General features: G+C 58.3%; 16 protein-coding genes. 3 read left to right on the top strand and 13 right to left on the bottom strand.

Annotated features, from left to right (window positions below):
• Positions 1-125 precede the first annotated feature (125 nt).
• Positions 126-329, top strand: coding sequence for a DUF6316 family protein (locus Q675_RS38450; RefSeq protein WP_011784367.1), 204 nt, complete (start codon positions 126-128; stop codon positions 327-329).
• A gap of 32 nt (positions 330-361) precedes the next feature.
• On the opposite strand, the gene Q675_RS32540 is transcribed toward Q675_RS38450, so the two are convergent.
• The 8 genes from Q675_RS32540 to glyA all read right to left on the bottom strand — a co-directional run bounded on the left by Q675_RS32540 (position 362) and on the right by glyA (position 6,971).
• On the bottom strand, positions 362-886 hold the full coding sequence (locus Q675_RS32540; RefSeq protein WP_023011681.1) for a phosphatidylglycerophosphatase A: 525 nt from the start codon (positions 884-886) through the stop codon (positions 362-364).
• A complete protein-coding gene (gene thiL / locus Q675_RS32535) occupies positions 883-1,830 on the bottom strand; it encodes a thiamine-phosphate kinase (RefSeq protein WP_023011680.1) in 948 nt (315 codons plus the stop codon). The genes Q675_RS32540 and thiL overlap by 4 nt, the downstream gene beginning before the upstream one ends.
• A gap of 3 nt (positions 1,831-1,833) precedes the next feature.
• The gene (nusB, locus tag Q675_RS32530) at positions 1,834-2,310 is read right to left on the bottom strand and encodes a transcription antitermination factor NusB (protein WP_014420583.1); all 477 of its coding nucleotides are present in this window, start codon (positions 2,308-2,310) and stop codon (positions 1,834-1,836) included.
• Positions 2,310-2,786: a 6,7-dimethyl-8-ribityllumazine synthase gene (gene ribE, locus Q675_RS32525; protein ID WP_011784363.1), complete on the bottom strand. Its 477-nt coding sequence runs from the start codon at positions 2,784-2,786 to the stop codon at positions 2,310-2,312. Before ribE ends, nusB begins: the two co-directional genes overlap by 1 nt.
• A gap of 48 nt (positions 2,787-2,834) precedes the next feature.
• Complete coding sequence (gene ribBA / locus Q675_RS32520) at positions 2,835-3,950, bottom strand: bifunctional 3,4-dihydroxy-2-butanone-4-phosphate synthase/GTP cyclohydrolase II (protein WP_011784362.1); 1,116 nt, start codon at positions 3,948-3,950, stop codon at positions 2,835-2,837.
• Positions 3,951-4,014: 64 nt separating this feature from the next.
• A complete protein-coding gene (gene ribD, locus Q675_RS32515; protein WP_023011679.1) occupies positions 4,015-5,130 on the bottom strand; it encodes a bifunctional diaminohydroxyphosphoribosylaminopyrimidine deaminase/5-amino-6-(5-phosphoribosylamino)uracil reductase RibD in 1,116 nt (371 codons plus the stop codon).
• Positions 5,127-5,645, bottom strand: coding sequence for a transcriptional regulator NrdR (gene nrdR, locus Q675_RS32510; protein ID WP_023011678.1), 519 nt, complete (start codon positions 5,643-5,645; stop codon positions 5,127-5,129). Before nrdR ends, ribD begins: the two co-directional genes overlap by 4 nt.
• A gap of 72 nt (positions 5,646-5,717) precedes the next feature.
• Positions 5,718-6,971 carry a serine hydroxymethyltransferase gene (gene glyA, locus Q675_RS32505; RefSeq protein ID WP_023011677.1) on the bottom strand — a complete coding sequence of 418 codons (1,254 nt, stop codon included), beginning with the start codon at positions 6,969-6,971 and terminating at the stop codon, positions 5,718-5,720.
• Positions 6,972-7,358: 387 nt separating this feature from the next.
• Between glyA and ettA the strand changes: the two genes are divergently transcribed.
• Both ettA and radA read left to right on the top strand, forming a co-directional pair.
• Positions 7,359-9,020, top strand: coding sequence for an energy-dependent translational throttle protein EttA (ettA, locus tag Q675_RS32500; protein ID WP_011784358.1), 1,662 nt, complete (start codon positions 7,359-7,361; stop codon positions 9,018-9,020).
• Positions 9,021-9,090: 70 nt separating this feature from the next.
• The gene (gene radA, locus Q675_RS32495; RefSeq protein ID WP_011784357.1) at positions 9,091-10,467 is read left to right on the top strand and encodes a DNA repair protein RadA; all 1,377 of its coding nucleotides are present in this window, start codon (positions 9,091-9,093) and stop codon (positions 10,465-10,467) included.
• Positions 10,468-10,680: 213 nt separating this feature from the next.
• On the opposite strand, the gene Q675_RS32490 is transcribed toward radA, so the two are convergent.
• The 5 genes from Q675_RS32490 to Q675_RS0119305 all read right to left on the bottom strand — a co-directional run.
• Positions 10,681-11,049 carry a PilZ domain-containing protein gene (locus Q675_RS32490; RefSeq protein WP_023011676.1) on the bottom strand — a complete coding sequence of 123 codons (369 nt, stop codon included), beginning with the start codon at positions 11,047-11,049 and terminating at the stop codon, positions 10,681-10,683.
• Between the two features lie 308 nt (positions 11,050-11,357).
• Positions 11,358-12,428 carry a uroporphyrinogen decarboxylase gene (gene hemE / locus Q675_RS32485; protein ID WP_014420576.1) on the bottom strand — a complete coding sequence of 357 codons (1,071 nt, stop codon included), beginning with the start codon at positions 12,426-12,428 and terminating at the stop codon, positions 11,358-11,360.
• A 128-nt stretch (positions 12,429-12,556) separates the two neighbouring features.
• Positions 12,557-13,975, bottom strand: coding sequence for an FAD-dependent oxidoreductase (locus Q675_RS32480; protein WP_011784353.1), 1,419 nt, complete (start codon positions 13,973-13,975; stop codon positions 12,557-12,559).
• Between the two features lie 76 nt (positions 13,976-14,051).
• Positions 14,052-18,500: a glutamate synthase large subunit gene (gltB, locus tag Q675_RS32475; RefSeq protein WP_023011675.1), complete on the bottom strand. Its 4,449-nt coding sequence runs from the start codon at positions 18,498-18,500 to the stop codon at positions 14,052-14,054.
• A gap of 181 nt (positions 18,501-18,681) precedes the next feature.
• Positions 18,682-19,006, bottom strand: a 325-nt coding sequence (locus tag Q675_RS0119305) for an SPOR domain-containing protein (RefSeq protein ID WP_031211587.1), incomplete at its 5' end; no start/stop codon positions are given.

Below are 19,006 nucleotides of genomic sequence, written 5' to 3'. Positions count from 1 at the left end.
TGTGACGCCCAACGTAAGAATGTAAAAAATTGTTGAATTCGGCTGCAATTGGATTAATTTTAAACAAGTCGGCTTACACAACGCACAGCCCGAGAAGAAAAGAACAAGTGGGCTCAGGAGAAACCATGGACACTCAGCGCAGGACAGGAGAGCAAGGCCCCGTCCCGTTTCGCAGCAGTCGTTTTTTCTGCGTAGGGAGCAAATGGTACTTTACAACCCGCGAGGGCTTCGATAGCGGGCCTTTTGCCTCAAGAGAGCGGGCAGAAGTCGGCCTTAAACGCTTTCTGCATGTTGTTCGCATGCTGCCAGAAGAGCAGCAGGTGCACTAACCTACCCGACAGACCGAATGGGTGATGCCCAGCTAGATAATATAGGGCATCACCCAGACGTCAATCGCCCAAAGGCAACCCAGCGCCATGGCCCCGGCGACGACATCGTCCACCATAATCCCGAGCCCGCCGGGCAAGCGCTCATCCAGCCAGTTAATGGGCCAGGGCTTCCACACGTCAAACAGCCGGAACAGCATGAACGCCATGAGCACCCCGTAAAGCTGATCCGGAAACAGGCCCAGGGCAATCCACATCCCCACAAATTCATCCCATACAATACCGCCGTGATCATGCACTTTCAGGTCTGTCGCGGTTTTGCCACACAACCAGATACCCACCAGAAACGCCGCCAGAACCACGAGCCAGTAGGCCAACGGAGGCATCCAGGAAAAGGCATACCAAACCGGAATAGCGGCGAGGCTACCCCAGGTTCCCGGCGCTCTGGGCGCTGCACCGCTGCCAAAACCGAAGGCCAACAGGTGGACCGGGTTTTTCAGAAAGCCAGGGGGCAAGATGACCTGGGCGGCGTCCGGTTCAGGCATCAGCTCATCACTCATGCGGGTCTCCCAAAGTGCTCATATCCTTGAATGACGCCAGAGACCGGCCCGCTCAGCTGAAGGCCAGGCTCCGAAGTAATCTCTCCAATGACCGTCAGCTCACGGGCCACAGAGTCGTCAAGAGTGCCGAAGGTTTCTGGCGGGATGGTGATGCAAAGCTCATAGTCATCTCCTGCTCCCAACGCCAGATCCCGGGCGTTCTCACCCTTTAATGCAACCAACTCTGCCATCATCGGTATACGTTCCGTGTCGATTCGCGCTCCGGCCCCCGAGGCATCAAGGATATGGCCGAGATCCGCCAGGAGCCCGTCAGAAATATCTATGGCAGAGGAGGCGCAGCCCGCCAGCTGCTGACCCAGTGACAGACGAGGCTGCGGGAAATGATAACGTGACAACAAGGCGAGCTGGGCCGGTGAGGGCGCGGGGGCAGCAAGGTAATCAAGAGCGGCACCGGCCGCCCCGAGCGTGCCGCTGACACATATCAGGTCGCCGGGCTTCGCGCCGGATCGATACAGCGCACGCCCACTCTCAACAGTTCCGTGCACCTGGATGCTGATTGTCAGGGGGCCACGGGTAGTATCTCCGCCCGCCAGGGCGATACCAAAGGCTTTGCTGGCCCGGGCCAGCCCCTCTGAAAACGGCTTCAGCCAGCCCTGATTGGCGTCTGGCAAGGTTAAAGCCAGAGTAAAACAGACCGGGCTTGCGCCCATCGCGGCCAAATCACTTACCGCAACCGACAGAGCTCGCCATCCGAGATAATCTGGCGAATAATCGGAAGGAAAATGAACGCCCTCTACCAGGGTGTCCACAGAAAACACCAGATCCAGCCCCGGCGATACCCGCTGGATCGCACAGTCGTCGCCGGGACCGAGAAGGAGCTGATCCTGCCCGGCACCATCGGCCAGCGGCTGGAAATACTTCCGGATCAGCTCAAATTCACCCATGAATCAACGCGGGCGGGTCTCGGCCAGGCGAAGCCGGCGGCTGAGTTTGTCCAGAATGCTGTTCACGAACTTGTGCCCTTCGGTGCCACCAAAGCGCTTGGCCATTTCAATACCCTCGTTGATGACCACTTTATAGGGCACATCGATGCGGTGTTTCAGCTCATAGGCGCCCAGGCGAACGATCGCCAGTTCAACCGGGTCGACCTCCTTGAGGGGACGATCCAGAAACGGCTCCAGCAGTTTGTCGAGCTCTGCCTGCTCGCGGTAAACGCCACGCAGAAGATCCCGAAAATACATGATATCGACCTTGCTCATGTCGTTGTCGACCATGAACTCGGCTTCGATATCAGAAATCGGCGTTTTGCTGAAGTGCCGCTGATACAAACCCTGCATGGCCAGCGCCCGTGCCCGGCGGCGATCGCCTGCCTTGGGCTGGCCGGTTTTCCCCGGCTGGGGAGAAGTGTCACCCGCTTCGCTCATTACTCACCCAACTTTTTGAACAGACTGACCATTTCCAGGGCAGTAATGGCGGCTTCCGCGCCCTTGTTGCCGGCCTTCGTGCCGGAGCGTTCGATGGCCTGCTCAATGGAATCTACGGTCAATACGCCGAAGGTAACCGGGACATCGGTTTCCAGGCTGACAGCGCCCAGGCCGCTGGAGGCCTCGCCCGCCACGTATTCAAAGTGCGGAGTACCACCACGAATTACCGCGCCAAGGGCGATAATGGCGTCGTAGTCCGAGGTTTCGGCAACACGCTTGACCGCCAGTGGCATTTCATAGGCACCCGGCACACGGATAATGGCAATGTCATCATTGGAAATGCCGTGACGACGCAAGGTATCCACTGCACCTTCCACCAGGCTTTCCACCACAAAGCCGTTAAACCGGCCAACCACCAGCGCATAGCGGCCGCTGCACTGGGTAAAATCACCTTCAATTACTTTGATATCTGCCATCTCGGGCTCCTTCACGGGTCATCGCCTTATTGGCGATAACCGGGTTTATCATTCGGGGGCGTAAGGTACGTATTCCACCACTTCCAGGTCGAAACCGGAGATGGCGGAGAATTTAACCGGCGGACTGAGCAAGCGCATTTTACCGACTCCAAGATCCCGGAGAATCTGGGAACCGGTACCGACGGTAAAATACACGCCGGAACTGCCCTTGCCTGAGGATCCCTGCCCTTTGTCAAAGAACTCCTGAATCCGGTCTTCCAGGTTGTAGCTGTCTTCAGCACTGTTAAGCAGCACCACCACGCCTTTGCCTTCTTCCGCAACCTTCTCCAGTGCGTGATGCAGCGGCCAGCTCCGGGAATCTTTGCGGCGTGCACCCAGCAGATCGCGCAGGGTATCGGTAATGTGCACACGCACAAACACCGGCTCCTCCGGCTGGATATCGCCCATTACCATAGCCAGATGGGTAGCACCCTGGATATTGTCCCGGTAGGTGTGCAGTTTGAACAGGCCGTACTCGGTATCCAGTTCGTTCTGTTCCACGCACTCCACCGTGCGCTCGTTCATAGTGCGGTAATGAATCAGGTCTGCGATGGTGCCGATCTTCAGATCATGCTCTTCTGCGAACTTCTCCAAATCCGGGCGCCGTGCCATGGAGCCGTCATCATTCATGATTTCACAGATCACACCGGCAGGCTCACAGCCAGCCAGGGCCGCCAGATCGCACGACGCTTCGGTGTGACCGGCACGGCTGAGAACGCCACCAGGATCGGACATCAACGGGAAAATATGTCCCGGTTGAACGAGGTCAGAAGCCTTGGCATCCCGGGCAACCGCTGCCTGCACGGTACGAGCCCGGTCCGCTGCAGAAATTCCCGTGGTAACACCCTCACGGGCTTCGATAGACAGGGTAAATTTGGTTCCGAAGCCAGAAGCATTCTGCTGAACCATCAACGGCAGACCCAGCTGTTCGCAGCGATCACGGGTCATGGGCATACAGATGAGTCCGCGGCCAAAGCGTGCCATGAAGTTGATGGCCTCTGCCGTGCAGTGCTCCGCCGCCATCACCAGGTCGCCCTCATTCTCGCGATCCTCATCATCCATCAGGATGACCATTTTGCCCTGGCGAATGTCTTCAATGATTTCTTCAATGCTGTTCAGTGCCATACGGTTCTGCACCCTTTCACCCCTCCCGACAGTCTAGCCGGTTCACGGGGAATGGATTGAATGATTAGTGGCGAGCCAGGATCAGACGCTGATCCTCACCCACCTGACGACGATCCAGCACCTTCCATTGCACTTTGTCGGCCATGGTCTCCAGCGGCAAATGCGCTGTCGGCCTGCCGGTACTACCCAGGAAAACCGGGGCCTGGTAGAGCCAGAGCTCGTCCACAAGATTTTCACCGATGAACGTACCGGCCAGCGTAGGGCCGGCTTCAACCAGCAACTCGTTAATACCAAGCTCTCCCAGCGCGTCCAGCAACTCGGCGACATCAACACCGTTATCTTTCCAGGCAACCCCGGTCAGGCTGACGCCCAGCGCAGCCAGATCCTGGGCCGGGCCGGAGGCCAGTGTCGAACTGGCGCAGAATACCTGCACATTACCACCCTGAAGAATCCTGGCGGTGGCCGGCGTACGGGCATCCCGGTCGGCGATCACCCGCAACGGCTGCCGGGACGGATCCGTGGCATCGCCGATATCGCCCATCTCGTCCCGCCGAACGGTCAACGAGGGGTCATCCGCCAGTACCGTACCTACCCCGGTGAGGATGGCGTCGCTGATCGCCCGCAAACGCTGCACATCCGCGCGCGCCTCCGGGCCGGTTATCCACTGGCTTTCACCACTGGCCATGGCGGTCCGGCCATCGAGACTGGCCGCCATCTTCAGCCGAACCCAGGGGCGGCCGGTATTCATACGCTTCATGAAGCCAGGATTCAGACGCGCAGCCTCATCGGCCATCACGCCTTCGGTCACCCGTATGCCAGCCTCCCTGAGCATATCCAGCCCCCGACCGGACACAGACGGATTGGGGTCTTTGGTGGCGGCAAACACATGGGCCACACCGGCATCTATCAGTGCCCGTGCGCAGGGCGGCGTGCGCCCGTAGTGGCTGCACGGCTCCAGCGTAACGTAGGCGGTGGCTCCCCGAGCCTCATGGCCTGCCTGGCTCAAAGCACGCACTTCCGCATGGGCTTCACCGGCACGCTCGTGCCAGCCCTCGCCCACAATCAGATCGCCTTTGGCAATAACACAACCAACACGGGGATTGGGATGGGTGGAATAGCGACCGCGCCAGGCCAGTTGAACGGCCCGGGCCATCATTGCCCGATCACGGTCCGAAATCATGCCTTGCCTTTGTCTGTACCGTTATCCACCAATGCCCTGGCAACATCCACCGCGGCATCACCATTGCCCTGGGACAGCCGCTCGATCTCTTCCTTGAACTCGTTGATGTCCTGAAAACTGCGGTAAACCGACGCAAAACGCACGTAGGCAACCTTGTCCAGTTGGCGCAGCTCGGTCATTACCTCCTCACCCAACTGCATCGACTTGACCTCGCGCTCACCAGTGGAGCGGAGACGATACTTGATACGGTTCAGGGCGGCATCGATTTCCTCAATGCTGACCGGACGTTTTTCCAGAGCTTTCATGATGCCGGCCCGCAGCTTTTCTTCATCAAATGGCTGCCGGGTACCGTCCTGCTTAACGACCCGGGGCATCACCAACTCGGCAGTTTCAAAGGTGGTAAATCGCTCACGGCAGGACAGACACTCCCTGCGGCGGCGAACCTGGTCACCCTCGGCCACCAGGCGCGAATCAATCACCTTGGTATCGGCTTCACCACAGAAAGGACAATGCATAAATCACCTGCTCCGGAAAGAAAGAACCCGGGCACTCACCGGAGCGCCCGGGCTGACCTGTCTCTAAGCCTGTTAGCCGTAGACCGGGAACCGCGCGCAGACAGCTTCCACCTGCTCCCGCACACGGCTATTAACCGCTTCGTCTTCAAGGTTATCAAGGATGTCACACATCCAGCCCGCCAGATTCCGACACTCGGCTTCCTTGAAGCCGCGTGTGGTCACCGCCGGAGTACCAATGCGCAGTCCGGACGTTACGAACGGTGAACGAGGATCGTTCGGCACGGCGTTCTTGTTCACGGTAATGTGCGCTTTGCCCAGTGCGGCATCCGCGTCTTTACCGGTAATGTCCTGTTTGATCAGGCTCACCAGGAACAGGTGGTTCTTGGTACCACCGGAAACCACGTCAAAGCCGCGCTCGATGAACACCTCTGCCATGGCGGCGGCGTTCTTCACGACCTGCTGCTGGTAGGCCTTGAACTCGTCGCTCATGGCTTCCTTGAAGCACACGGCCTTGGCCGCAATCACGTGCATCAACGGGCCGCCCTGACCGCCCGGGAACACAGCAGAGTTCAGCTTCTTCTGCAGATCTTCGTCGTCACAGGCCAGGATCAGGCCGCCACGTGGGCCGCGCAGGGTTTTGTGCGTGGTGGTCGCAACCACGTGGGCGTGAGGTACCGGATCCGGGTAGACGCCAGCGGCGACCAGACCGGCCACGTGGGCCATGTCAACAAACAGATACGCGCCCACCTTGTCGGCGATGGCACGGAAACGGGCAAAGTCCAGCTCCTGCGAGTAAGCAGAGAAGCCCGCGATGATCATTTTCGGCTTGTGCTCGACAGCCAGAGCTTCCACTTCGTCATAATCGATCAGACCGGTCTCCGGGTTCAGGCCATACTGAACCGCGTTGTAGATCTTGCCGGAGAAGTTCACGCTGGCACCGTGGGTCAGGTGGCCACCGTGAGCAAGACTCATACCCAGAACGGTATCACCGGGCTTGAGCAGCGCCATGAACACCGCAGAGTTGGCTTGTGAACCGGAGTGCGGCTGCACGTTGGCGTAGGCGGCACCAAACAGCTCCTTGGCGCGGGCAATGGCCAGATCTTCAGCGATGTCCACAAACTCGCAGCCACCGTAGTAACGCTTGCCGGGGTAACCTTCAGCGTACTTGTTGGTCAGCACACTACCTTGGGCTTCCATCACCCGCGGGCTGGTGTAGTTTTCAGACGCGATCAGTTCGATGTGTGCTTCCTGGCGCTTTTCTTCCGCCTGCATAGCGTTCCAAAGTTCGTCATCGAAACCGGCGATTTTCATATCACGAGTAAACATGGATGTGCTGCCCCTGTCTGTATGGCTGGCCCGGCGATGCCTCTTTGCAAGCCGGAACCCCTGAAAAATTGGGCCGCTATTCTATCTTGAAAGCGGGTTGAAAATCATCCTTTATGCCGTCCGCAGATACCGGCACACCGGAGGCTGTCAATTGCTATCGCGGAACGCTTTAGATACCTTACCCGGTTATTGTTCTCAGGTACCGACGTCCGTGGTATCGGCCTTCGGGGTGAGCGATCCGGGATACGCTGTAAATACGTCCCTGTACGCTCGACAAAATCATCCCTGATTTTGACGATCCCGGATCGCTCACCCCGAAGTCCTCGATCAGTCGCCTGACGTGCTTTCATTTTTCAAGCTACTGTTTGATAAAAGGAATATGCCAAAATGGCTCAATACGTATACACCATGAACCGCGTGGGCAAGGTGGTACCGCCCAAGCGGGAAATTCTGAAAGACATCTCTCTGAGCTTCTTCCCGGGCGCCAAAATCGGCGTACTTGGTCTGAACGGCGCCGGTAAATCCACCCTGCTGCGTATTATGGCGGGTGTGGACCAGGATTACATCGGTGAGGCCCGGCCACAGCCCGGCATCAATGTGGGCTACCTGCCGCAGGAGCCGGAATTGGACGAGGAGAAGACCGTAAAGGAAATCGTTGACGAGTCCGTCTCGCACGTACACAACGCTCTGGCGGAGCTGGACAAGGTTTACGCCGCCTACGCCGAGCCGGATGCGGACTTTGACGAACTGGCCAAGAAACAGGGCGAACTGGAAGCCATTATCCAGGCTACCGATGGCCACGACATAGAGCGCAAGATGGAAGTGGCGGCAGACGCCCTGCGACTGCCGGCCTGGGACCAGAAGGTAAAAGTGCTGTCAGGTGGTGAGCGCCGCCGTGTGGCCCTTTGCCGCCTGCTGCTGTCCGGCCCTGACATGCTCCTGCTGGACGAGCCTACCAACCACCTGGATGCCGAATCCGTGGCCTGGCTGGAGCGCTTCCTGCACGATTACGACGGCACCGTTGTCGCCATCACTCACGACCGTTACTTCCTGGACAACGTCGCCGGCTGGATCCTGGAACTGGACCGTGGCCACGGCATTCCGTTCGAGGGCAACTACAGTCAGTGGCTGGAGAACAAAGAGAAGCGCCTGGAGATGGAGGCCAAGCAGGAGGCCGCTCACCAGAAAGCCATCAAGCACGAGCTGGAATGGGTACGCACCAACGCCAAGGGCCGCCAGTCCAAGAGCAAGGCACGACTGGCCCGCTTCGAGGAGATGAGCTCCCAGGAATTCCAGAAGCGCAACGAAACCAACGAACTGTATATCCCGCCCGGACCTCGCCTTGGCGACAAGGTGATCGAGGTGGACGGCATCAGCAAGGCCTTCGGCGACCGCCTGCTGTACGAGAATGTCTCGTTCCACGTTCCACCGGGTGCGATTGTTGGCATCATCGGTGGTAACGGCGCAGGCAAATCCACGCTGTTCAAGATGATCGCAGGCATGGACAAGCCGGACTCTGGCACCATCACCGTTGGTGAAACCGTGGAACTGGCCTACGTGGATCAGATGCGCGATCTCGACGGCAGCAAGACTGTATGGGAAGAGCTTTCCGACGGCCAGGACATCATCAAGGTCGGTAACTACGAGACCCCGTCCCGGGCCTACGTGGGCCGCTTCAACTTCAAGGGCACTGACCAGCAGAAACGGGTGGGCGACCTGTCCGGCGGTGAGCGCAACCGCCTGCACCTGGCCAAGCTGCTGAAACAGGGTGGCAACGTGCTGCTGCTGGACGAACCCACCAACGACCTTGACGTGGAAACCCTGCGCGCTCTGGAAGAAGCCCTGCTGAACTTCCCGGGCTCCGCCCTGGTGATCTCGCACGACCGCTGGTTCCTGGACCGGGTAGCGACCCACATCCTGGCGTTCGAAGACGACGGCGAAGTAGTCTACTTCGAAGGCAACTTCACCGATTACGACGCCGACTTCAAGAAGCGCAAAGGCGACTCCGCCATGCAGCCCAAGCGTATGAAGTACAAGAAACTGGCGTAACCGATGACCGGGCCGGCCTTCGCGTCGGCCCGCTTGCCCTCCCCGATCTGCCCGACACGGAACCATACCCATGGCCAAAGCCAAAACCGCCTTTGTCTGCACCGAGTGTGGTGCCGACTATTCCAAGTGGCAGGGCCAATGTACCGCCTGCCAGGCCTGGAACACCATCAGCGAAGTACGCGGCGTCTCAGGCCCCGGCAAAGGTGCTCGCAGCGCCCGCTTTGAGGGTTATGCCGGCAGCTTATCGGAGGTAAAAAGCCTGGACGAAGTCAGTCTGGCAGAGCAGGCACGCATCAGCACCGGCATGCAGGAATTCGACCGTGTCCTGGGTGGCGGCCTGGTGGAAGGCTCGGCGGTACTCATGGGCGGTCACCCCGGCGCGGGCAAAAGTACCCTGCTACTGCAGGCGGTTTGCCAACTGGCCGAGAAGCACTCAGCGCTGTACGTCACCGGTGAGGAATCCCTGCAACAGGTGGCCATGCGCGCCAAGCGGCTGGGCCTGCCCACCAAAGACCTGAAAATGCTCTCGGAAACCTCCGTTGAGCGGCTTATGCAGGTGGCGGAAGCGGAGAAGCCCCGCATTCTGGTAATCGACAGTATCCAGGTAATGCATGTCGCGGACATTGAATCCGCCCCTGGCTCGGTATCCCAGGTTCGGGAAAGCGCCGCCTTTCTGACCCGCTTTGCCAAGCAAACCGGCACCATCCTCTTGCTGGTGGGGCACGTCACCAAAGATGGCAGCCTGGCGGGGCCGAAGGTGCTCGAACACATGATTGACTGCTCGATCCTGCTGGAGGGCTCCAGCGACAGCCGCTACCGAACCCTGCGCGGCATCAAGAACCGCTTCGGCGCGGTTAATGAGTTGGGCGTGTTCGCCATGCTGGAACAAGGTTTGAAGGAAGTAAAAAACCCCAGCGCCATCTTCCTCAATCGAGGCGAGGAAGCGGCGCCGGGTAGCGTGGTGATGGTGGTCTGGGAAGGCACTCGGCCGATGCTGGTGGAGATTCAGGCCCTCGTGGACATGGCCCAGGGGAGCTACCCGAGACGGGTAGCGGTAGGGACTGACCAGAACCGCTTAGCGATGCTTCTGGCCGTGCTGCACCGCCATGGCGGCATGCATGTGGCCGATCAGGATGTGTTTGTGAATGTGGTGGCCGGTGTGAAGGTCAACGAAACCAGTGCGGATCTTGCTTTGCTGTCAGCTGTGGTTTCGTCATTCCGGAATCGGGCGCTGCCGCAGGATCTGGTGATTTTTGGCGAAGTTGGCTTGTCTGGGGAGATCCGGCCGGTACCAAGCGGCCAGGAGCGTATCTACGAGGCGGCCAAGCACGGTTTTACCCGGGCTTTGGTGCCCAAGGCCAACGTTCCGCGTAAGCCTGTCGATGGCATGAAAGTGATTCCGGTGACCAAGCTTTCGGATGCTCTTTCGGCTCTTGAGGAGCTTTGAGTTTTGGCCCTAGCCTTCTGGCTTTAGCGTCGGGCTGCTGTTGGAGAACGCTTCAAAAAACCGCTACGAGCACATCCATGTGCGCTTCTCTCCGGCCATCCATGGCCTCCGAAATTTTTTGAAGCGTTCTCCAACACCAGCCTAGCAACCTGAGTGAAATAGCCCGCAATAACCAAACATTGGACCTATCCACATCAAATCCCCGCAAAACTATCAATCAATGAGATGCGCAAACTCTCTCTCCAAAAGCGCCTGATCCCCCAGATTCAGCTCTACCAACCGCTTCAAATGCGATGCACTGTCCAGATCAATGTACTGGCAGCGAAATCCCAGCCGATGATCCTCCACATGCTTCAACTCCACCGCCATTACAATCGCAGCTTCATGCTCATTCAGGTGAATCACCACTTCACAGGGCTTGTTCAGAGGAACCTTCCATCCTTCTGGCCGCTGAACGAGAACGCCCTTCAGGGAAATATCCAACACCTCCGTTGACCACACCTGGTCCTGACAATGCAGCTCACAGGGGGCATCGAAACTGATTCGGTGAAACCGGCGTTTTTCTGAGGTTTTAGCAGACAAGGGAATGCTCCGGATCAAAAGTCATTGCTTTCTATGACTATAGACCGGGCACAAAAGGGAGTACAGCAAAGAACCTCCAGCAACCACAGCGAGAGAAGCCACCGTCCGAAAACGCTGCATCCATTCTAGAGAGGATACTTCCAGAGGGTTGATTAGCGGGCTGGTGGAACGGCCTCCGAAAAATGTCGGAGGCCATGGATGGCCGGAGAGAAGCGCACAGGGAAGTGCTCGTAGCGGTTTTTCGGAGGCCGTTCCACCAGCCCGCAAGCACCAAGCTCGCAGGCTACAAATGACGGCAATCTCCTAGTTTAGCTTCGCTGGTGATACTGCCCACTAAGCTCAACAACCGCCTCAATGAACGCCCCGGCATGCTCTGGGTCCACATCCGGCGTAATCCCATGCCCAAGGTTGAACACATGCCCCGAGCCAGAACCATAGCGCTTCAGGATATCCGCCACCTCCTGGCGAATGCGCGCCTTCGGCGCATACAGCATGGCCGGGTCCATGTTGCCCTGCAGGGCCACCTTGTCGCCCACGCGGGCACGGGCGTTGCCGATGTCCGTCGTCCAGTCCAGCCCCACAGCATCGGCGCCACAATCAGCGATAGACTCCAGCCACTGACCACCGTTCTTGGTGAAAACAATCACCGGCACACGGCGACCTTCGCTCTCGCGAATCAGACCATCAACAATCTTCTTCATGTAGCGCAGGGAAAACTCTTCATAGGCCCAACTGCTCAACACACCACCCCAGGTATCAAAAATCTGCACAGCCTGGGCGCCGGCCTTGATCTGGCCATTGAGGTAGTCAATGACCGAATCCGCCAGATGGTCCAACAGACGATGCATCACCTCCGGCTGACCGTACATCAACTTCTTGGCTTCCGAGAAGGTCTTGGAAGATCCACCTTCAATCATGTAGGTGGCCAGAGTCCAGGGACTGCCAGAGAAACCGATCAGCGGCACGCGGCCATTCAGCTCCCGGCGAATGGTAGACACCGCATTCATCACGTAGTCCAGGTCAGACTCGGCATTCATCCTGGGCAGTGCATCCACATCTGCTTCCGAACGAATGACCTTACGGAATTTCGGGCCTTCGCCAGTTTCGAAATAGAGCCCCAGCCCTAGAGCATCGGGAATGGTCAGAATGTCAGAAAACAGGATGGCGGCATCCAGGGGGTAACGCTCCAGCGGCTGCAGGGTAACCTCACAGGCCAGCGGGGTGTTTTTGCACAAACTGAGGAAGTCGCCGGCCTTGGCCCGGGTTGCGCGGTATTCCGGCAGGTAACGGCCTGCCTGGCGCATCATCCACACCGGGGTGCGGTCTACAGGCTGGCGCATCAGGGCGCGCAGGAAGCGATCGTTCTTCAGCTCGGTCATAGAGTTTCCCGTTCTCGTCGGTAAAAATGGTCAGAGACAATGGGGAGCAATGATACCCCGTTTACACGAATAAAAAAGGGCGGCTTACCCTTAGCAAGCCGCCCTTTCTGACTCTGGTCAATCCAGCGTTAAACGTCCAGGTAGTCCAGGATGCCTTCGGCCGCCTGACGTCCTTCCCAGATTGCGGTAACCACCAGATCCGAGCCACGCACCATGTCGCCACCAGCGAAAATCTTGGCATTGCTGGTCTGGAACGGAAACTCGGCTTCTTCTGCCGCAGTCACCCGACCGGAGTCGTCCGTGTTCACGCCCAGCTCTTCAAACCAGGGTGCTGGGCTCGGGCGGAAGCCGAACGCTACCAGCACGGCATCAGCCGGAATCACTTCCTCACTGCCCGGAACCACTTCCGGACGACGACGGCCGTTTTCGTCCGGCTCGCCCAGCTCCGTGGTGACTACCTTTACACCCTCAACACGGTCTTCACCGATGATGGCGATGGGCTGACGGTTGAACAGGAACTTGACGCCCTCCTCTTTCGCGTTGGCCACTTCCCGACGGGAGCCAGGCATGTTGGCCTCATCGCGGCGATAGGCACAGGTCACGCTCTCGGCCTGCTGGCGAATGGAAGTCCGGTTACAGTCCATAGCGGTGTCACCACCACCCAGCACCACAACACGCTTGCCTTTCATATCGATGAAGTCAGATTCCTTTTTCTCGAAACCCAGGCGACGGTTAACATTCGAAATCAGGAACGGCAGGGCGTCATAGACACCCGGCAGCTCCTCACCGGGAAACCCACCTTTCATGTAGGTGTAGGTACCCATGCCCATAAAGACGGCATCGAACTCTTCCAGGATCTTGTTCAACTGAACGTCTTTACCCACCTCGGTACTCAGACGGAACTCCACGCCCATTTCCTCGAACACCTTGCGGCGGCGGGACATGACGGATTTTTCCAGCTTGAACTCAGGAATACCGAAGGTCAGCAGGCCACCGATCTCCGGGTAACGATCAAACACCACAGGCTTGACGCCGTTGCGCACCAGAACATCAGCACAACCAAGCCCTGCGGGGCCAGCGCCAATCACAGCCACCTTCTTGTCAGTCCAGGTGACATTGGACATATCCGGTTTCCAGCCCAGCGCAAATGCGGTGTCGGTAATGTACTTCTCAACAGAACCGATGGTAACCGCGCCGTAGCCATCATTCAGGGTGCAGGCACCTTCACACAGGCGATCCTGCGGGCACACACGACCACAGACTTCCGGCAGGGAGTTAGTCTGGTGACACAGCTCCACCGCCTTCATGATGTTGCCCTCCGACACCAGCTTCAGCCAGTTCGGAATATAGTTGTGTACCGGGCACTTCCATTCACAGTACGGGTTACCACACGCCAGGCAGCGATGGGACTGGGAGGCCGCATGGGTTTCGCTGAACGGGTGATAGATTTCCCCGAATTCCTTTTTGCGCTTCTTGGCAGGCACCTTCTTCGGGTCTACCCGCCCAACTTCCACAAACTGAAAGTCATTGTTGAGACGTTCTTTCATGTTGCCACTCTCATCAGCTCGATTTCGACGGGGGCCGCACCGGAGTGCGACCCATCAACCTTGTTGGACCTGCCCGTTATTCCGGACGGGCGCGGGTGCTTGCCAGCAGGCTGCGAAGGTTCGCGGCCTTGGGCTTGACCAGCCAGAAACGGCCGATGTAATCGTCGAAATCTTCAAGTAGGTGCTCTGCCCAGGCACTTCCGGTTTCGGAGATGTGCTCCCGGATCACGCCACGCAGGTGGTTCCGGTAGGCTTCCATGTCTTCACGGGAAATACGCTGGATCTCAACCAGTTCATGGTTGTATTTGTCCACAAAGGTGTTGTCCAGGTCCAGCACATAGGCGAACCCGCCGGTCATGCCGGCACCAAAGTTGTAGCCGGTGGACCCCAGCACGGTGACCAGACCACCCGTCATGTATTCGCAGCAGTGATCGCCAGCACCTTCAACCACGGCATGGGCGCCGGAGTTACGAACCGCAAAGCGCTCACCGGCGGTGCCGGCCGCAAACAGCTTGCCACCAGTTGCGCCATACAGACAGGTGTTACCGACAATGGAGGTTTCCTGGGTCTCGAAATCACTACCACGGGGCGGCTTGACGACCAGCTTACCGCCGGTCATGCCTTTACCTACGTAGTCGTTAGCATCACCCTCCAGAATCAGGTTCAGACCACCGACGTTCCAGACACCAAAACTCTGGCCAGCGGTGCCGGTCAGGTCCAGAGTGATGGGCGCATCGGTCATGCCCTGATTGCCGTAACGGGCGGCAATCTCGCCAGACAGGCGTGCACCAATAGAACGGTCACAGTTGGTCACCCGGTAACTCCAGGCACCGCCGGACTTCTCAGCGATGGCAGCAGCGGTGTCCTGCACCATCTGCTCCGCCAGCTTACCTTCATCGAACGGCTTGTTGCGCTCAATCTGACAGGTGTGCGGCTTGTCAGCCGGAATGTGGTCATTCTGCAGCAGACGGGTCAGATCCAGCTTCTTCTGGCGCTCGGTATTACCCGGCAGACGCTCCAGCAGATCAACACGGCCGACCAACTCTTCCAGAGAACGCACACCCAGCTTCGCCAGCCATTCGCGAGTTTCCTCCGCCACAAAGCGGAAGAAGTTCATGGCCATTTCCACGGTGCCCTTGAAGTGCTCTTCGCGCAGATAGTCGTTCTGTGTCGCGACACCCGTCGCACAGTTATTCAAGTGGCAGATCCGCAGGTATTTACAACCCAACGCCACCATCGGAGTGGTGCCGAAGCCAAAGCTCTCCGCGCCCAGAATCGCGGCTTTCACCACGTCCAGACCAGTCTTGATGCCGCCGTCGGTCTGCAGGCGAATCTTGCCTCGCAGATCATTGGCGCGCAGCGCCTGCTGGGTTTCCGTCAGGCCCAGCTCCCAGGGGGAGCCTGCGTAGCGGATTGAGGTCAGCGGACTGGCTGCGGTACCGCCGTCATAACCGGAAACCGTAATCAGGTCGGCATAAGCCTTGGCAACGCCCGCGGCAATCGTGCCCACCCCGGGCTCTGATACCAGCTTGACGGACACCAGCGCCTCCGGGTTCACCTGTTTCAGGTCGAAGATCAGCTGCGCCAGGTCTTCAATGGAGTAGATGTCGTGGTGCGGCGGTGGCGAAATCAGGGTGACACCGGGCACCGAGTAACGCAGGCGCGCGATCAGGTCATTCACCTTACCGCCCGGCAACTGGCCGCCTTCACCCGGCTTGGCACCCTGAGCTACCTTGATCTGCATAACATCGGCGCTACGCAGGTACTCAGCGGTCACACCGAAACGACCGGAAGCCACCTGCTTGATCTTGGAACGCTTGTTAGTGCCGTGACGGGCCGGGTCTTCGCCGCCCTCACCGGAGTTGGAACGACCACCCAGCGTGTTCATGGCCACGGCCAGAGCCTCGTGCGCCTCCGGCGACAGGGCACCGAGAGACATCGCCGCAGAGTCAAAACGCGGGAAAATATTCTCCACGGGCTCAACGTCGCTCAGGTCAATTGACTGGATGCCCTCACGGAACACCAGCAGGTCGCGCAGGGTGGCAACCGGGCGCTCATTGACCAGACCGGCGTATTCCTTGTAGGTGCCATAGTCGCCACTTATCACGGCATCCTGCAGTTTGCCCACCACATCCGGGTTGAAGGCGTGATATTCCTGGCCATGCACGTACTTGAGCAGGCCGCCCTGGGAAATAGGCTTACGGGGCTTCCAGGCAACCGCGGCCAACTGCTCCTGATCCTGCTGGAAATCGAAGAAGTCGGCGCCCTGAATCCGGCTCGGCACGCCTTTGAAACACAGGTCTACCACATTGTCGGCAAGACCAATGGCTTCAAACAGTTGGGCACCGCGATAGGAGGTAATGGTGGAGATACCCATCTTCGACAGGATCTTCAGCAAGCCCTTGTTGATGCCCTTACGGTAATTGTTCTTGGCTTCGATCGGATCCATCAGCATTTCGCCAGTGCGAATCAGATCGTTCAGGATCTGGTACGCCAGGTACGGGTAGACCGCCGTAGCACCAAATCCGAACAGTACCGCAAAGTGATGCGGATCCCGAGCCCAGCCGGTCTCAACAATGATGTTGGAATCGCAGCGCAGACCTCTCGCCACCAGGTGATGGTGCACTGCGCCGGTGGCCATCAGGGCATTGATCGGAAGATCGCCTTGAGCCAGGTCCTTATCGCTTAGAATCAGCAACACCTTGCCATCACGCACAACTTGTTCGGCTTCGTCGCATACCCGACGAACCGCCTGCTCCAAGCCCTCTTCAGGACGATAGCTCAGGGCGATTTTTGCCACCTCAAATCCCGGGCGATCGTTATTGCTGATCTTCAGGAACTTGGCCGGCGACAGCACCGGCGTGGTCAGGATAATCCGGTTAGCGTGCTCCGGAGACTCCTCGAAAACGTTCTGTTCCGCGCCCAGACAAGTCTCCAGAGACATGACGATGGTCTCACGGAGAGGATCAATGGGCGGGTTGGTGACCTGCGCGAATTTCTGCCGGAAGTAATCCGCCACATGGCGCACCTTGCTGGACAGAACCGCCATCGGGGTATCGTCCCCCATGGAACCGACCGCCTCCTGGGCACTCTCAGCCAGTGGGCGCAGCACCTGGTCCCGCTCTTCAAACGAGATATTGAACATCTTCTGATGAACCAGAAGCTCGTCGGATTCCATCAGCTTGAATTCCGGGGTCGCCTGATTCAGCGTGGTCTCGACTCGCAGTGCATTGTCCTTGAGCCAGCGCTTGTAGGGCTGGGCTTTTTTGAGCCGCTGGTCGATATCCCCGGTATGCAGGACCTCGCCGGATTCGGTATCGATGGCCAGCATCTGACCCGGGCCAACCCGCCCCTTGGCCACCACATCATCCGGTGAGTAGCTGTAGGTACCTACTTCCGAGGCCAGGGTGATGAAATCGTCCTTGGTGATAACCCAGCGTGCGGGACGCAGACCATTGCGATCCAGCATACACAGCGCATAACGGCCATCTGACATTACCAGGCCCGCCGGGCCATCCCAAGGCTCCATATGCATGGAGTTGTACTCGTAAAAGGCCCGCAGCTCAGAATCCATGGTATCAACATTCTGCCAGGCAGGCGGAATCATCATGCGCACCGCCCGGAACAGGTCAACACCACCTGCCAAGAGCACTTCCAGCATGTTGTCCATGCTTGAGGAGTCGGAGCCAGTAAGGTTAACCAGCGGCTGCAGGGTCTGCAGATCCGGCAAATCCGGTGAGCTGAACTTGGCTGCGCGGGCAATTGCCCAGTTACGGTTACCGTCGATGGTGTTTATCTCACCATTATGGGCCAGGAACCGGAACGGCTGCGCCAGCGGCCAACGCGGCATGGTGTTGGTCGAGAAGCGCTGGTGGAAAACACAGATGGCCGTTTGCAGATCCGGATCACCAAGATCCTTGTAGAAGTTGGCCAGATCCGCGGGCATCATCAGGCCTTTGTAGGCCAACGTCTTATGGGAAAGACTGCAGATATAGAATTCCGGGTCTTCCGCCATATCTCGTTCAGCATGGCGGCGCCCTACGAACAGACTGATCGCAAATTCTTTTTCTTCCTTGCCGCCGGGCTCTACAAATACCTGTTCGATGCGCGGCAGACAATCCAGAGCCATAGGGCCAAGGCAACTGTCATCGACCGGCACTTCCCGCCAACCCATAATTTCAAGGCCTTGCTCCGTCAGCCTTTTTTCAATAGCTGATCGGCCAGCAGACGCTTTTGCGTCGTCCTTAGCCAAAAAAACCTGGCCAACCGCAAACAAGTCGCCAGGTTTTTTGCCGAAGGCTGCCTGGGCAGCTTTATAGAGGAAGGCCTTGGGGCTCTGAATAAGCAGACCACAACCATCACCCGTCTTGCCATCGGCAGCAATGCCGCCCCGGTGGGTCATGCAGGTCAGAGATTCAATGGCTGTCTGCAACAGCTTATGGCTCGCTTCGCCCTTCATGTGGGCAATCAGGCCAAAACCGCAGTTGTCCCTGAACTCATCAGGATGATACAAGCCTGTTGTCATAAGCGTTCTCTCGCGTGTAAATGCTTCCCGCCAGCGACGCCATTGCACCGAAATGGTGCAAGAAATGCGCTGACACCGAAAAAAAGGGGGAAGGGATTTTACACACGTGAAACTACGTATACAATTTTTTTCGCTGTTCGGACCACCGCCACCCCGAAAAACGCACCACCATGGTGCAAGCCTACAGACTCCTGAATGCGCGCGCCCAGGCATTGCTCACCCCCAACTCCGGGGGAAGATTACGCGCCGCAGCCTGCGCTTCAGCCTGACTGGCGAAGCGGCCATACAACAACATGAACCACTGGCGCCCTTGCCTTTCACCGACAGTATACTCGAGGGCGGACTCGTCAGATGCCCGGCCAAGCACCTCCAGTACGGTCGACTCGTAATTACCGGCAACCAGTTGCAGTGTCCACCCTTCCCGCGCTCGCAGCTCACCTATTGGCACGTATGAGCCAGGCATTTCCGGAGCGAATTGGGGCAAATCTGGCTCTGGCTCTGGCTCT

It is taken from the genome of Marinobacter sp. EN3 (genome assembly GCF_000475315.1).
GTDB classification, from domain to species: Bacteria; Pseudomonadota; Gammaproteobacteria; order Pseudomonadales; family Oleiphilaceae; genus Marinobacter; species Marinobacter nauticus.
This window is presented reverse-complemented; position numbering and strand designations above follow the sequence as displayed.